Origin of the sequence: Polynucleobacter sp. HIN7 (genome assembly GCF_030297595.1) — a bacterium.
Taxonomy (GTDB): Bacteria; Pseudomonadota; Gammaproteobacteria; order Burkholderiales; family Burkholderiaceae; genus Polynucleobacter.
This window is the reverse complement of sequence record NZ_AP028138.1, coordinates 710531-724754: the sequence shown is the minus strand read 5'-3', so window position 1 is coordinate 724754 and position 14224 is coordinate 710531. Positions and strand designations below refer to the sequence as shown.

17 protein-coding genes are annotated in these 14224 nt (G+C 46.6%); 2 read left to right on the top strand and 15 right to left on the bottom strand.

Features of this window, described 5'->3' with window-relative positions; translation table 11 throughout:
• Positions 1 to 256 precede the first annotated feature (256 nt).
• From QUE64_RS03815 to QUE64_RS03790, 6 genes are all read right to left on the bottom strand, one after another.
• Positions 257 to 1138, bottom strand: coding sequence for a DMT family transporter (locus QUE64_RS03815; RefSeq protein WP_286225985.1), 882 nt, complete (start codon positions 1136 to 1138; stop codon positions 257 to 259).
• Positions 1139 to 1199: 61 nt separating this feature from the next.
• The gene (locus tag QUE64_RS03810) at positions 1200 to 1391 is read right to left on the bottom strand and encodes a hypothetical protein (protein ID WP_286224502.1); all 192 of its coding nucleotides are present in this window, start codon (positions 1389 to 1391) and stop codon (positions 1200 to 1202) included.
• A 94-nt stretch (positions 1392 to 1485) separates the two neighbouring features.
• Positions 1486 to 1845, bottom strand: a complete 360-nt coding sequence (locus QUE64_RS03805) for a Rap1a/Tai family immunity protein (RefSeq protein ID WP_286225984.1) — start codon at positions 1843 to 1845, stop codon at positions 1486 to 1488.
• 35 nt (positions 1846 to 1880) lie between these two features.
• Entirely contained in the window at positions 1881 to 2981 is a 1101-nt protein-coding gene (locus tag QUE64_RS03800; RefSeq protein ID WP_286225983.1) for a DUF3300 domain-containing protein, read from the bottom strand.
• A 46-nt stretch (positions 2982 to 3027) separates the two neighbouring features.
• The gene (locus QUE64_RS03795) at positions 3028 to 4725 is read right to left on the bottom strand and encodes a cation:proton antiporter domain-containing protein (protein ID WP_286224499.1); all 1698 of its coding nucleotides are present in this window, start codon (positions 4723 to 4725) and stop codon (positions 3028 to 3030) included.
• Positions 4715 to 4921 (bottom strand): hypothetical protein, encoded by a 207-nt coding sequence (locus QUE64_RS03790; RefSeq protein WP_286225982.1) that lies wholly within the window; start codon positions 4919 to 4921, stop codon positions 4715 to 4717. The genes QUE64_RS03795 and QUE64_RS03790 overlap by 11 nt, the downstream gene beginning before the upstream one ends.
• Before the next feature lie 200 nt (positions 4922 to 5121).
• Here QUE64_RS03790 and QUE64_RS03785 point away from each other — a divergent pair, with 200 nt between their 5' ends.
• Positions 5122 to 5670, top strand: coding sequence for a GNAT family N-acetyltransferase (locus QUE64_RS03785; protein ID WP_286225981.1), 549 nt, complete (start codon positions 5122 to 5124; stop codon positions 5668 to 5670).
• A 10-nt stretch (positions 5671 to 5680) separates the two neighbouring features.
• Here QUE64_RS03785 and QUE64_RS03780 read toward each other — a convergent pair whose 3' ends face one another.
• From QUE64_RS03780 to hemP, 9 genes are all read right to left on the bottom strand, one after another.
• Positions 5681 to 6073 (bottom strand): VOC family protein, encoded by a 393-nt coding sequence (locus QUE64_RS03780; RefSeq protein ID WP_286225979.1) that lies wholly within the window; start codon positions 6071 to 6073, stop codon positions 5681 to 5683.
• 20 nt (positions 6074 to 6093) lie between these two features.
• On the bottom strand, positions 6094 to 6591 hold the full coding sequence (locus tag QUE64_RS03775; protein WP_286224496.1) for a Dps family protein: 498 nt from the start codon (positions 6589 to 6591) through the stop codon (positions 6094 to 6096).
• 76 nt (positions 6592 to 6667) lie between these two features.
• On the bottom strand, positions 6668 to 7426 hold the full coding sequence (locus QUE64_RS03770) for an ATP-binding cassette domain-containing protein (RefSeq protein ID WP_286225978.1): 759 nt from the start codon (positions 7424 to 7426) through the stop codon (positions 6668 to 6670).
• Between the two features lies 1 nt (position 7427).
• The gene (locus QUE64_RS03765; protein ID WP_286225977.1) at positions 7428 to 8471 is read right to left on the bottom strand and encodes a FecCD family ABC transporter permease; all 1044 of its coding nucleotides are present in this window, start codon (positions 8469 to 8471) and stop codon (positions 7428 to 7430) included.
• The gene (locus QUE64_RS03760; protein WP_286225976.1) at positions 8468 to 9370 is read right to left on the bottom strand and encodes a heme/hemin ABC transporter substrate-binding protein; all 903 of its coding nucleotides are present in this window, start codon (positions 9368 to 9370) and stop codon (positions 8468 to 8470) included. Before QUE64_RS03760 ends, QUE64_RS03765 begins: the two co-directional genes overlap by 4 nt.
• Entirely contained in the window at positions 9367 to 10449 is a 1083-nt protein-coding gene (locus QUE64_RS03755) for a hemin-degrading factor (protein ID WP_286225975.1), read from the bottom strand. The genes QUE64_RS03760 and QUE64_RS03755 overlap by 4 nt, the downstream gene beginning before the upstream one ends.
• 9 nt (positions 10450 to 10458) lie before the next feature.
• Positions 10459 to 12762, bottom strand: coding sequence for a TonB-dependent hemoglobin/transferrin/lactoferrin family receptor (locus QUE64_RS03750; RefSeq protein WP_286225974.1), 2304 nt, complete (start codon positions 12760 to 12762; stop codon positions 10459 to 10461).
• A gap of 141 nt (positions 12763 to 12903) precedes the next feature.
• The gene (locus QUE64_RS03745; RefSeq protein ID WP_286225973.1) at positions 12904 to 13491 is read right to left on the bottom strand and encodes an energy transducer TonB; all 588 of its coding nucleotides are present in this window, start codon (positions 13489 to 13491) and stop codon (positions 12904 to 12906) included.
• Position 13492: 1 nt separating this feature from the next.
• A complete protein-coding gene (hemP, locus tag QUE64_RS03740; RefSeq protein WP_286225972.1) occupies positions 13493 to 13612 on the bottom strand; it encodes a hemin uptake protein HemP in 120 nt (39 codons plus the stop codon).
• A 235-nt stretch (positions 13613 to 13847) separates the two neighbouring features.
• On the opposite strand from hemP, the gene QUE64_RS03735 reads away from it, so the two are divergent.
• A complete protein-coding gene (locus QUE64_RS03735) occupies positions 13848 to 14159 on the top strand; it encodes a hypothetical protein (RefSeq protein ID WP_286225971.1) in 312 nt (103 codons plus the stop codon).
• Positions 14160 to 14224 lie beyond the last annotated feature (65 nt).

Genomic DNA, 14224 nt, shown 5'->3' with positions numbered 1-14224 from the left:
CAAACAATTAATAAACTTTACAAAAATGGACTGCATCAGCAGCCCAAAATAGAAGTCTCCTAAATCTTTATTACCAATTACCTAGTGAATTGCAACTGATAACGATTAGAGTTTGCAACACAGATCCCATGAACACAAGGGGATTACTCTAGGGATAATCCCGCATTTTTTTGGGATCTTGACCGCCATCAGACCCTTTACTGGCTTGATTCTGCGGTTAATTTCATAATCTGAATCCATTTATCCGCCAATCCAATTAGACAGCCGGTCCCCGACGGACCAACATCTGGCGCCCGATCATGACCGTCGTAATCACCAGACCAGCAAATAGGATGTTCATCAATGTAATGGGCTCGGAGACCAAAATAGCAGAGGCTAGTAAGGTACAAAAGGGTTGCAATAATTGAACCTGACTCACGCGTGAGATTCCGCCAATCGCCATACCGCCATACCAAAAAAAGAATCCAATAAACATTGAAAAGATCCCGAGGTATAAAAAGCTAATCCAGATACTGGCACTCGCTACTAAGTAAGACTCTTGGAAAGTGAAAACGCTTCCAATGAAGTTGATCGGCAACGAGAGAACTAAGGTCCATGAAATCACTTGTTTAGCATTCATCGTACGCGACAAGTTGCCACCAATCGCATAGGCAATTCCATTGGCTGCACAAGCAATTAATAATAAGAAATCGGTGTACCGAAATCTCCCTTCACTATTTAAATATGCGTAGGTGCAAACTAAGAAGCAGCCTGTTAAAGCGCTTATCCAAAAGCCCAAGGACGGGCGCTCTTGAAAAAGTAGCACTCCTGCAACGACCGTAGCTAATGGCATGATTCCCAAAATAACTCCGGCATGAGAGGCTTCACCCGTGGTCATCGCGATATTAATGAATAGCGGGAAGATAAAGACAACGCCAAGCGCCACAATCGCAAATTGACGAATTTGTTTCGCGTCTGGAATGGGTGCTTTGGTATAGATTAGATAGCCCCCCGCCAAGATTCCAGCGAGTAATGCGCGCGCAAAGCACAAAAAATAGGGATTAAGACTCTCAACGGTTATTTTGGTAACTGGTAGGGTCAGGCTGAATATAAAAATACCAATGAAACCAATCAGCATGCCTTTGGTTTCATTTTTCATTGAGTGCTCTTAAAAATAAAATGGCTCCGCAATGGAGCCATCAAGGATTGATTCTATTTAATTAGTTTCGAGATTTTTGTTTAATCGCAAATGACAAATAACCAAGGGCAAGACCAGAGCCTAGAGAGAATATAAATACAGCGGTTTTGGAGTCAGGGGCACTTGCGGAGAAGATCAAGTAAAACGCAACCGTAATACTAACCACCATACCAATAAAACCAGCGATTTTCATGATCTTGTCAGTGGTACTCATTGAATCATTAATCAGCATCTGGAGCATGTTTTTTCCTTTCAGCAAAGAGAATCGGCGGGACTCAAAACGATTGTATAACGATTGCCTAAATTAGCTACGATTTACAGGGGTAGCGTTGTTTAAAAAAGCGGACCAGGGTTTTGGCAGCCTGCTCTTGATTAAATTGAGGATTTTGCTGATTCCATTTCAGAAAATCCTCTAGCACTTGCTCGCGCGTGTGGTTGCTAGATCCAAAGCAGATATTAGGCTTTGCGCCCGCTGGGCGACTGGCTAAATAAGCCTGATATACCCCCTCACCAAATCCAAAACAAAAGTTCTGAGCATCAATATCGTTTCGCGCTTTGCAAAGTTCCACCATGGCAGCAGTCGACGCATCATGGGGCTTTAATTGGCCATAACTGATTGCCGGAATGATTGCCAAATACCCCAATACCAATCCCAAAAGTATCTTCATTGTTTTCATTGATCGTATTTTGCTTGATAGCATGATTAGCGCCTAAATCCACCCATGCGACCACCCCCAAAGCCCCCTCCACGGAAGCCACCGAAACGATCCCGATTCTCATCAAAGCGCGCCTGTTCTCGCATCGCATTTTCTTGGGCGGCCTCTCGAGTTGCATTGGGGTTTGCTCGATCCGCTGCAATTGCGGAGCGCCCTTCTTGATCAAGACGGCTAGCTTGTGCCTTCTCTTGGGCTGTAGCATTTTTCTCAAATGAACTATCGGCGCGCTGCGCAGCACTACGCGCATCCTGACGCTCTTGTGGAGTGGCGTTATTTTTCCAATCGTTTAAGAGGCGTTGCTGATTGGCAATACTGCTCGGACCAATTAAGCCTCGGTTAGGACGTTGCTCATTATTGTTCACATTAATTGTGCCACTTGACCAAGCTGGCGTTGCCCATAAAGCCCCTCCAACCGCTAAACCCACACCAAATGACATTGCGCCCCAAGCGGGATCGTACGCTGGGTATGGCGGATAATCGGGATAGGGCCAAGGACCATAAACCTGGGTTGGGTTGTAGGTTGGTACATACACAATTTGTGTATTGGGCGGCGCGATGATGATATTCCCGCTGGCATCAGTACTCACGGCCATTTGGGTATTGCTTTTTAAGGTACCGGCGGTTTGTGCTTTCTTGCGCAGTACTTGCACGGCTTTCATCGTATCTGCCGGTTGCAATTTATAAGCATTTCCAAGATTTTGTGTCCACTGCAATTGCTTACCCATCATGTTTAAAGCCTGAGGAAATGAAATCAATGACTTAACGCTATCGTTCCACGATTGAGCATTGAGTGCATTTGTAAGCGCACTGCCCTGCAAACTCGCATTGCTCGAGCGCCAGTTATAGGCTTCAGCAACCTCAAGCGGGTAGGTTGAGGCCAACAACATAATTGATAGCAGTGAATCAGGATACAAGGCAATGGGAGAAACTAAAGACTCCAGCTGTGCATTCGATAGCATTTGGGGGCTCGCACTCACGGTTGCAGCATTCCCAAAGTTATTATTGGACTGACCTCCCGCACAAGCACCTAGCAATAAGATCGCCGCAATACTTACTGCAATACAAATGGGCTTTTTGGGTTTAGCCATCAAGGTCTTGTGGTCCATTATTTTCGGTACTAAACAAATAGATAAATTATTTTGCCATCTCCGCGATGACCTCACCGGCTATGCGTGCTGCCAACTCATCTTCGGGTGTAAAGGATTTACCCCAGCCCTCTTTCTCATAGAGCTCGATCTCTTCAGGACTTCGCGCCCGGATAAAGATTTTGACCTCGGGATTAAGGGTCCGCGCAGTTTCCACCATCTTACTAATATCAATTGAATCCTTGGTTGCAATGACCAAGATTGCTGCACGGGCGATATGTGCCTGAATCAAAACAAAGGGGTCGGCTGCATCACCAGTTACTGCTGGTATGTTTTGCTTGCGCAATTCTTCAACAGTACCGCGGTCTTTCTCGGCGATCACGCAATTAATGTTTTGCGCTTTGAGATTTTCAAAGACTTTCTTACCAACCCGGCCATAGCCAACAATCACTACTTGCTTATGCAAGAGCGATTCATTAACGGTGGTGGGCAACAATGATAGAGGGTCCAGGCGCTCATCCAGCTTGCGCGCCAGATGTGAGCGCTTTCTGGCCCATACTAAGGCTGGTTCGATCCCATTAAATAAGAAGGAGTTAAAGGCAATCGACAAAATTGCTCCTGCCAAGATCAAGCTGTATGCCTCATTCGGAATTAGATTCATGGCAAGGCCCATGCCGGCGAGAATAAATGAGAACTCCCCGATCTGAGCCAAACTAACGCCAACCGTTAAGGCAGTACCCAAGGGGTAGTTGAATAGCAATACCAACAAAATTGCCGCCAATGTTTTACCAACCATGATGATGGCAATCACAATCAGTAATTTGATGGGCTCTTGCCAGATGATCTCGGGGTTAAAGAGCATGCCGACGGATACAAAGAACAAGACCGCAAATGCATCACGAAGAGGCAATGACTCATCGGCTGCTCGCTTACTGAGCTCAGACTCACCAAGCATCATGCCAGCAAAGAAAGCGCCCAGAGCAAACGAGACGTCAAATAGTTCTGCGGCTAAGAAAGCAATCCCGATTGCTGCTGCAATCACCGCTAAGGTAAAGAGCTCGCGTGAACCACTCTTTGCAACGATCCACAGCATTTTAGGAAGCAAGCGTTTGCCCACGACCAACATCAAAACAATAAACGCAGTCACTTTGGCCAAGGTTATTCCGACTAAGCTCAGTAATTCACTAGGGCTGGTGGAGTGTGCAGCCGATCCATCATTGCCATAAATCTCAGCCATGACCGGTACCAACACTAAGGCTAGAACCATCATCAAGTCCTCAACTACCAACCAGCCGACTGCAATCTGCCCATTAACCGTCTCTAAAAGCCCCTTTGACTCGAGGGCTCGCAGTAAAACAACGGTACTAGCTACCGATAGACTTAAGCCAAAGATGATGGAGCCAATTAAGGACCAGCCCCAGTAATGTGCTACCAAATAGCCAAGTGCAGTGGCAACTGCCATTTGGAAAAGCGCACCAGGAACCGCAATTTTTTTGACAGCCAGTAGATCATTAATTGAGAAATGAAGTCCGACCCCAAACATTAGCAACATCACACCAATTTCTGCAAGCTGAGTCGATAAACCAATGTCGGCAACAAAGCCTGGCGTTGCAGGGCCAATCACGACACCTGCAATTAGATAGCCTAATAACGGTGGCATCTTTAGGTAAGAGACCGCAAGCCCAAAAACAAGAGCGAGCCCAAAGCCTCCAGCCAAAATTGCAATTAAGGTAACGTCATGCGGCATCGATCGGTCTTATTATTTTTAATGAATTGAACCATTCGATGGTATCAGTTTTGATTTTGCACTGCCCTGCACTGATAACCCCAAGTTGCAATTTGTTCCTCATTTGGTGAACAAGTGATGAACTTAGCCAATCAACCATGGCCAACCCTTTGGCATCTGTGAGCATGGGTTTGGATTTCTCTTTTTTTGCTGTCATGCAGCATTCTGAAAAAGAGCGTATAGTAGTTTAGGGTTAACCCTTAAAAAGAGTTAATTCCTATTGAAATCAACCCTTTACAAGAGGATAGAATATGAAAAACCTAATCAAATACCTTAAAAGCATCGTTGAAGCCTGGTCTGAGGCTCGTTTAGCGTACATCGCAAGAAACCGAAAAAGTTACCCCATGGGGTCCTAAGATGACGGTCTTTACCCACTTTCTGCCCAATACCCAAATCAATCGGTATGGATCGTGGCTGAAAACCTTGGATCCGCAGACACTTAGAAACTACTTTGGGATTAGCTTAAGCGCTGAGGGCATCAATCGCCTCGTCGGTAAATTTAAACAGGACAAAGCAAATCATCATTTTCTGATTGCTCATCATGATGGTCATTGGGCTGGCGTGATTCATATTGCCTGTCTCAATGATGCAGTTGAATTTGGGGTGATTGTGAAAAAAGAGTTTCGTCGCCAAGGAATTGCTGATCAGCTACTCAGTGAAGCAATCACCTGGGCCCAAAACCGTGGATACCGCACTCTCTATATGCACTGCGTGATCGAAAATCAAGCGATCCGATATTTATGCGATAAGCATGGCTTGCAATCGAGGAATATCTACGGCGATGTCGAGGGACAAATGCGCCTACCTAAGGCGAACTGGCGATCGCTATGGAAGGAGTATTGGCAGCGCCAGGCTAATTGGTATTACTTTATTCAAGAGCGGTTCAAGGACTCGAAAGCCACCTGAAAGCGCGCTCTTAAAGTAGCTCGCTAATCTCGATTAGATTTTGGTCGGGATCGCGCACATAGACTGAATTGATTATGGTCGTTGCGCCAGTGCGAACCACCGGTCCCTCGATAATCGGCCAGTTTTTAGCATTCAATTGCTCAATCACCTCTCTCAAGGGACGATCTGCAATAAAACACAGATCCAACGAACCGGGTGTTGGAAGATCCGCCTTGGGTTCAAATTCTTTACCCTTGATGTGAAGATTGATCTTTTGCTGACCGAACTTAAATGCTTTGCGCTCAACCGGTGGTGTGCCACCAATAAATGATTCAAGAGTCATGCCAAGAACGCGGGTATAGAAATCAATACACTCCTTCTCATGAGAGGTAGTGAGCACCAAGTGATCGAGATGATGAATCATCAGAGTCTTTTAAATTCGAGTTAATCGGTTTCGAGCAGGCTACGTAACATCCAAGCGGTTTTCTCGTGTATATCAATCCGTTGCGTTAATAGGTCTGCTGTTGGTTGGTCATTGGCTTTCTCAACCACTGGAAAGAGACTGCGAGCCGTTTTCGCGGTTGCCTCTTGCGCATTCACCAAATAACGCACCATCTCCATTGCCTTTGGAGTGCCTTCTGCCTCCCGGATCGAAGCTAAGCTTGCAAACTCTTTATAGGTTCCCGGTGCATGATGTCCAAGCGCCCGAATGCGTTCGGCAATCAGATCCAATGCAGCCCATTGCTCGGTATATTGGGTCATGAACATTGTGTGTAAGGTATTAAAGTGAGGTCCCGTGACATTCCAATGAAAATTATGGGTCATTAAATATAGAGTGTAGCTATCGGCCAGAAATTTGGAGAGACCCTGCGCAATTTTTTGGCGATTGGCATCAGTAATACCGATATTGATGCTGGGTGTAGCTGGTTTTTTGTTAGCCATCATGACTCCTGGTATTTAATCAATAGTTAATCATATGCCAAATTAGGTAAGGAGTGCGGCCAATTCTTAACGGAGTCTATCGAACTTGCACCAGCACGCTAGCCCCTTGGCTATCCTGAAGATGTTCTAACTGAATACCATATAAACGCTCTAGGTCTGCTCGCGCATGATGATCAGCCGGACAATCTTGAATAATGCGCCCATGCTCAATGAGGAGTAACCGCTCAAAAACAAGGGCATGATTAATATCATGCAAAACTGCTAGCACCGCGTGGTTTCTTTCTCTCGCAAAACGGTCAATCGTATCCAGCAACTGATACTGCAGGCCAGGGTCTAGTGCTGCTACTGGTTCATCGACCAAAATCAGACCATCGCGGATATCCCATAGCTGAGCGAATACCCTTGCCAGATGAATTCGTGCTTGCTCACCGCCAGACAGAGTATTAAATGCACGCCCCAAAAGATGGTCTGCGCACGCCATCTTGGCTGCAAGCACAACAATCGTTTCTTGGTTGATCTTATTAGTGGCACTCACTCGTCCTATCTCAATCACGAGATCAGTCATCAGCCCAAAGGCAATCTGAGTGTTCTGAGGTAAGACCCCTCGTATCCGACTTAGTTGCGCCGATGAATACTGCTCAATCGAGGTGCCATTCATCAAAATTGAGCCGCTTTTAATTTGATACTCTCGCGCAATCAGTCGAATAATCGTTGACTTACCGGCACCGCTTTTACCCAGGATCGCAATCCGCTCACCTGGCCAAATCGTGAAATCAAATGGCCCAAAGAGTTTTTTTCCAAGCTGTAAAGAGGCATGATGGAGTTGTAATTTCATATCAATCAAGCCTTGATCGATATTGCCGCAATAAGATCAAAAATAATGGGCCGCCTAACAGGGCAGTGAAAATACCGACTGGCACCTCTGCAGGGATTGCAATGGTTCTGGCAATTGTGTCGGCAATGAGTAGCAGAATAGCCCCCACCCCTGCGGAATAGGGAACTACCCTCTTTTGATCAGACCCCAAGCAAATACGCACAAGGTTTGGTGCCATTAAACCAATAAAGCCAATCATGCCGCACCATGCAACAGCTAATCCAGAAAGAGTGGCAACCAAAACGATGACCTTAGTTCGAAGGCGTGAAACATCTACCCCGAGATGATTTGCAATGTTCTCACCCAATGTCAAGGCATTGAGATCCTGTAAAAGAGTTCGAATCCAGACCCATCCGATAACTATGGCTCCAACCAATACCCCGACCATCATCCAGCGTGCGCTTGCGAGAGACCCAAGGGTCCAAAAGGTAAAGCTGCGCAATTGTTCATCGCTGGCTAAATAGGTACATAGACCGATCACTGCACCCGCTAGGGCATTCAATGCAATGCCGGTTAATAGCAGACCAGCAATCGACCCTGGAGATATAACACGGGCGACATAATCAAGGCAGAAACAAACCGCTATAGCGCCCAAGAATGCAAAAACTGGGATAGCCCAGACCCGTAGCTCCTCCGGGGAGATAAAACGAAAGCCATCCAACATCACAATCCCAATAGCCACACTGCAACTGGCACCCGCAGAAACTCCCAATAGGCCAGGGTCAGCTAAGGGGTTACGAAATAAGCTTTGTGCGAGAGCGCCTGCAACGCCCAGTGCTGCTCCAACCGTAATGGCCAATAAGGCGCGCGGGATCCGAATGTTCCAAAGCACATAACTGGCACCCTCATAACCATTCTGTGGATTAAAAACTTGCAACCAGTCCAAACCATGAATATCCACAGCACCTAAGTTCACTGCGATTAGAAATGCAGTTACCCCTATAAGAAGTAACCCAAGCCTCGCACCCCAGGCTGAGTAGTCAAGTGGACTGACGGCCTGTCTCATCCCAACAAGATGCGTGCCTGACGATGAAGCGTTAATAATGCATCCGGCATTCGTGGACCAAACCCTAATAAATAAACAGCATCCATTGAAATAACTTTCTGACGAATAATCGCTTTCGTTCTTTCCATACCGGGCAGGTGCGCAAGCTGACTACGTCCGCCAATCGCTTGCAGTCCTTGATCTGTGACCAGAATTAAATCGGGATTGGCTGCAATAACAGCCTCTGGGGTCAGCGGTTTATAGCCTTTGAATCCATAGAGTGCATTTCGTAAGCCAGCGTAAGTGATCATGGCATTGGCATTCGTATCTTGACCTGAGACCATGACCTGAGATGGATTCATGGAATGAATGTAAAGCACCCGTGGGGCAGGATTTACAAAGGGTTTTGCTTTCAACTCGCGCTCCAAAGTGATCCACTGCTGCTCCAACTGGAACTTCAATTGATCCGCTTGAGCTTGCCGATGGATTGTTTGACCAATCGCAATCACACGATCACAGACACCGTAAAAGGTGTGATGAGCGGGCAAAAGCCGTATCGGAATCCCGGCATCTTGAATCTGGCGAATAACTACCGGAGGTCCGGCATCCTCGGTACATAAGATTTGGGTTGGGGATAGCGATAAAACGCCCTCTGCCGATAAGGTTCTTGAATAGCCAACACTGGGTAACGTGCGTGCGGCATCCGGATAAATCGAGGTCGTATCAACTCCCACAATCAAATTACTAGCATTTAGTGCATACACAATTTCTGTAACTGCCGATCCAATGCAAATTAGACGTTGGCGACCTAGGGTAGCTTGAGTTCGCTCTGCCCAAGCCGGCTTCCCAAGCCATGCCATCGGGATGGCTGCCATTGCGTACAGAAAACGACGACGCCCTGTATGACCAAGATCACTCATTGGCAGACCTCCATTAATCCATGTTCACCCTCAATCTGGGTTACCAGATCTCGCCAGGATGTAAGTTCAGCTTTACCAGGCTTGCGCTCTCCAAAAAACATTGCAATAGCCTCGCCGCTCTGATCAAAAAACTCAATGGAGGTAACAATGCCATCGACAGTTGGCTTACGAACAATCCAGGCACGCTCAATCAGATCCTGACGAAGGTGCAAATTAAAGCGGGGATCCATCACATTGATCCAAGACCCTTGTTCAATAATCCGATCAATGGGTCCCGAATGAATCTGAATCATTCCAGGATTGCCAACAAAAACCATGATGGGGGTTTTAGTCTGTGCTACACCCTGCAACATTGATCGTAGGCAGTCTTTAGAAAGCTCCCGAACAAACTCTGGCTCTGCCAAACGAAGTGCCTGAGTACGTGTGAGTGTGTATTTTCGTAAGAGCGGATAAAAATCATGGGTATCCTTGAGATCTCTCCATGCCTGCCAGAATCCGGCGCGATCGATCTCTGTATCTGGAGCTGGGGTTGGCTTTGCCTTGAGCTTTGATACCTCAAGACCAGGCTCTTGTTGAGGGGTCGCAAACAATGAAACGATTGCGTCAAATTCTGACACATCACTCTGTGGCTTCAGATGAACCTTATGAATCGCCAGTCCCTGCGCATCAAAGAATTGCAAGCTACGCCGCTCCCCCTGAGAACCACTCTCAATGACTGCAAACCCAGCAAACCAATGTTGATAAAAGATCCGCAAGTCAATCTCACCCACGACTAGACCTACCGACCCCTCCTGACTCACGTGACGGTATTGACCAATTTTTTCATGGACGCAGGCTTCGTTACGGGTGAGAGCCATGACCTCCCCAATCGACTCAATCGAGGCTATCAGCGCAGGCCAATTAGCATCCAGACGAATTGCTCTTAAGCCTTTAGCTGCCGTAGCACCAAGTCCAACGTGAGCGGCAATCAACTCTCCCTCAGAAATAGTCAGCTTTTCAGCAATTTCTCGATGCCGTAAGCGTCCCTCTTTGCGCAAGGTGATAAAGAATTGACGAATACGATGAATAGTCGGCTTCATGATGCCTCCTTAAAAGTCATAACGAGCTGAGATTTGCCAGTTCCGCGGCGCTGCCGTGGCGGATTGTTGAGCAGCTTGGGCGTTGTACCCCGAAAATCCGCCAGCCGATGCTCGGTTTTGAGTTAAGACTGAGCCCTGTACATCAGACCAGTTCCAATAGGTGGTGTTAAAGACATTATTGAGATTGGCATTAATCGTTAGCTTTTTAATGGGCTTCCAGTAGCCTGTCAGATTTAAAACGGTCGATGTGGGCGACAAAAATTGATTGGTTGTACCACCAGTAGCATTATTAAAGTTCACACGATCGGCAGATTTACCCTGATTCCAAATAACATTGGCAAACGCTCCCCAAGTACTAGCGTCATACCGCAATCCTGCAATGGCGCGCAAAGGTTGAATCGAATTTAGCGGTGCTGAAATCCCATTTTGGATTTGCTCACCATAGCTATAGGCCATCGCTGCATTCACCTGCCAACCCTTCGCAAACGCCCAATCGGTCCTAACGTCCCAACCCCAAATATTGACCTTGGATAAGTTTTGATACTGGTATAGAGTTTGCGGTGCACTACCGTTATATGATCCAAGGTAATTCACCTGAGAGATAAAGTCTTTGTAATAGTTTGCATATCCCGATACTTGATACCGAAACCGATCCAACTGACCGCGAGCACCGACCTCAAAGCCATTACCAGTTTGCGGCTTTAGATTAGGATTGGGTATGTTGGTGTAGCCACTCCCAGCAAAATAGGAAAGTGTTTGATCTGGTGTGGGCGCTGTAAATCCAGTACCCCAGTTTGCAAATGGACGAAACTCCCGTGTAATGTTCCAAATCGCTCCGATGCGAGGCGAGACCGCTGATCCGGAGTTCGATGGCAATGAACCAGTGACCGGTGTAATCGAGTAACTGTCATAGCGAAGTGCTGGAATCACACTCACTTGATTGAATTCCATTTCACTTTGCAAAAACGCGCCGCCTAGGTTGTACGTTGATTTGGGTGCGGGTGTAATTGAGCTTCCATTACCCGCCGCATTGAGTTGACTCGAGATGCGTGAAGAACTCCAATCAAATCCATAGGTCAGTCGCTGATTGACGATACTGGTGGTATTACTCTCTAGGTTCGTATTGATGCCGTAGGTGTCTTGGCTATAGGTGTTGTTGCGGCTGCGCCATGATGAGAGACGTGAATTGCCAACTTGCTGCTGGTAGGCATTTTGAGTGACATCTGCATCTTGGTAATACACCATGACATTAGCTTTTTGAACATACAGCGCCCCACTGTCCTTAAAGTCGTATTCACCCGAGACACGATTACGAGTTGTTTTATCTTGCGTGGTGGATGTCACGACATTGTTATAGGTAAATCCACCCGGGCCACCAAACGAAATCCAGCCTCCGCCGGTTCCCAAATCCGATAAGTTATTGACGTTTTGCGTGACGTTTTGAGACTCATAGGTAATGCCCAGTTTTTGCTTGCGATCGATTTGGGCAAATCCCTTAGTCAGAACATACCAATTGTTGTAATCCGCTGGATTGGGCGCCGTCCTGGTGATGCCGGTTGAGTTATTGGATCCTTGGTTTTGATATTGATGGCCAGCTTGAAAGTTTCCAAGGACCATCCCCTGCAAGTGGTCTTGAATACCACCATAGCCAAATGTCGTATTCGAAGATGTATCGACGCTCGAGTAGCCGGTACGAGCAAATCCGCCGTGAGTCTCACCCTTTTTGATGAAATCACTTGGATTAAAGGTCTGAAAGTTCACAATCCCAGCAAGGCCGTCGCTGCCATACTGTGTTGACGATGGGCCCCGTACCACCTCAACACGACGAAACCCATCAACATCCAGAAAGTTTCCTCGCCCGACCGATAGGGCCCCAAACGAGAAGGCATTGGGTACCCGAATCCCATCCACAAGTAGCAAAACATTATTGCCCTGCAGACCACGAATATTGATACTTTCATTTCCTGACCGGCCCTGGGCTCCGATCGCCAGACTAAATCGTTGTGTTTGCTGTGGAACTGTGACATCTACGGAATTATTAAATAGGTCTTTAATGTTTCGGTCGCCCTTTTCTTGGATTTCTTCGGCCGTTGTTACGGTGACGACATTGGGTACGTTATCCACCTTCCGAGAGGACCGAGTCGACGTCACGGTAACCTCTTTCAGAATGACATCCACTTCGCCCAGCTCACCACGGGACTGTTCAATTGGTCTTCCTTCTTCGGTGGTCACTACCTTACTATGGGCACTCATGGCAATACCCGCCATGGTTATGGCTGCAATAGCCGCAAATGGGTGCTTTCTTAGATTCATGCTCGCTAGAATTAGTTGACACTAGCTAGCGACGGCGGGCTGTGACGTTTACATAATCGTTTTTTGGTTTAAACGAATCTCTACTTTAATGAGAATGATTCTCAATGTCAAGTGCTATTGACAATATTACGTATATGGAAATTAAGCCAATACAAAGACGATAGGTAATCGATAACAGTAAGGAATAGCAGCGCCATTTTGGCGCGCCGGATGAAATTTCCAGCGCGTCACCGTATTCAAGGCCGAACGATCGAGCGCCGGATGACCAGACGATTGAGCTAATTGCAAGCGGCTGATAACACCATGCTCAGATACGCATAGTGAAAGCCATACCCTGCCCTCCTCCCCGTTTTCTCGACTGGCGATCGGATACGGCGGCTTTGGGTTATTGAACTTAGGGTCAGCAGCGGATGGTAAGGATATGGGTGCAGATGACACGTTCGAGTGTCTGCTATCTGGCTGTTGACTGGTTATGATCCCCTGGCTACTCTCAATAGCCGGTGTACTCGCTTGATTAATGGGATCTTGCTTTACATGAATTGGCGAAATTACTGTTTTTTGAATCGTATTCGACTCGCGCTCAACCAATTGTCCATAAAGGACGGCTGGAGATTCATGCTGATACTTGGTCTTTGCAGTCATCATCCATCCGATTAGTATGGCATGTCCTATGCATACCGCTAGAGTAATTTTGTATGAAGACGAACGCGCCAACTGTCCTGAATTCATATCACTTGGTTAAGATCAATTTACCTAATTGGGTAATTCGTAAGGTGTAAATCACACCATGATGGTTAATCTGAATCGCGCTCTTCGAACCAAACAGCTCTTCGCTGCGGTATACACACATATCATTTCTTGATATCTGCGCCGATGGTTTTAATGTTTCTTCTTCTCGTGTCATGTTAAGACCTATTCAGTCTAGATCGCAATCCATAAGAGAACGCTTCCAGTAATTGTTAGCAGGCCCATGGCCAAAATTGCCCGATCTTTTGGCTGAATGCTATTTTTTTCAATCATTCTTGTATTCCTTTCTATCTATTCATATGATACTATAAATGAGAATGATTATCAATAAGGATACGATGATGAATTCCCAGCATACTGTTTTACTCATGGGCGCACTTGCAAAGGTAATGGAACTCTCTAGAACACGCTGCTCTGTGCTTGCCGAGCAAACCACTATTTCCTTGCATGCTCTCAATCAATGTCCGGAACTGCCTCTCAGCTTAAAAGCCCAGATTGAGGAAATGCTCGATGCCCTAGAAGAACAATATCAACTGGATCGCAATTATCAGGAACGAGCCAAATCAAATAACCCATCAGTCGATGCATTCTGTATCAAGCCAGCGGGGATTCACAAGGCTCAGCTTTATGCTGATACAAGTCTCGTATGAGTTATGTGATCTAGATAGTTTCTATTCAGAATTACGCAGTACCATATTGGGGTGGCTTTGCTACC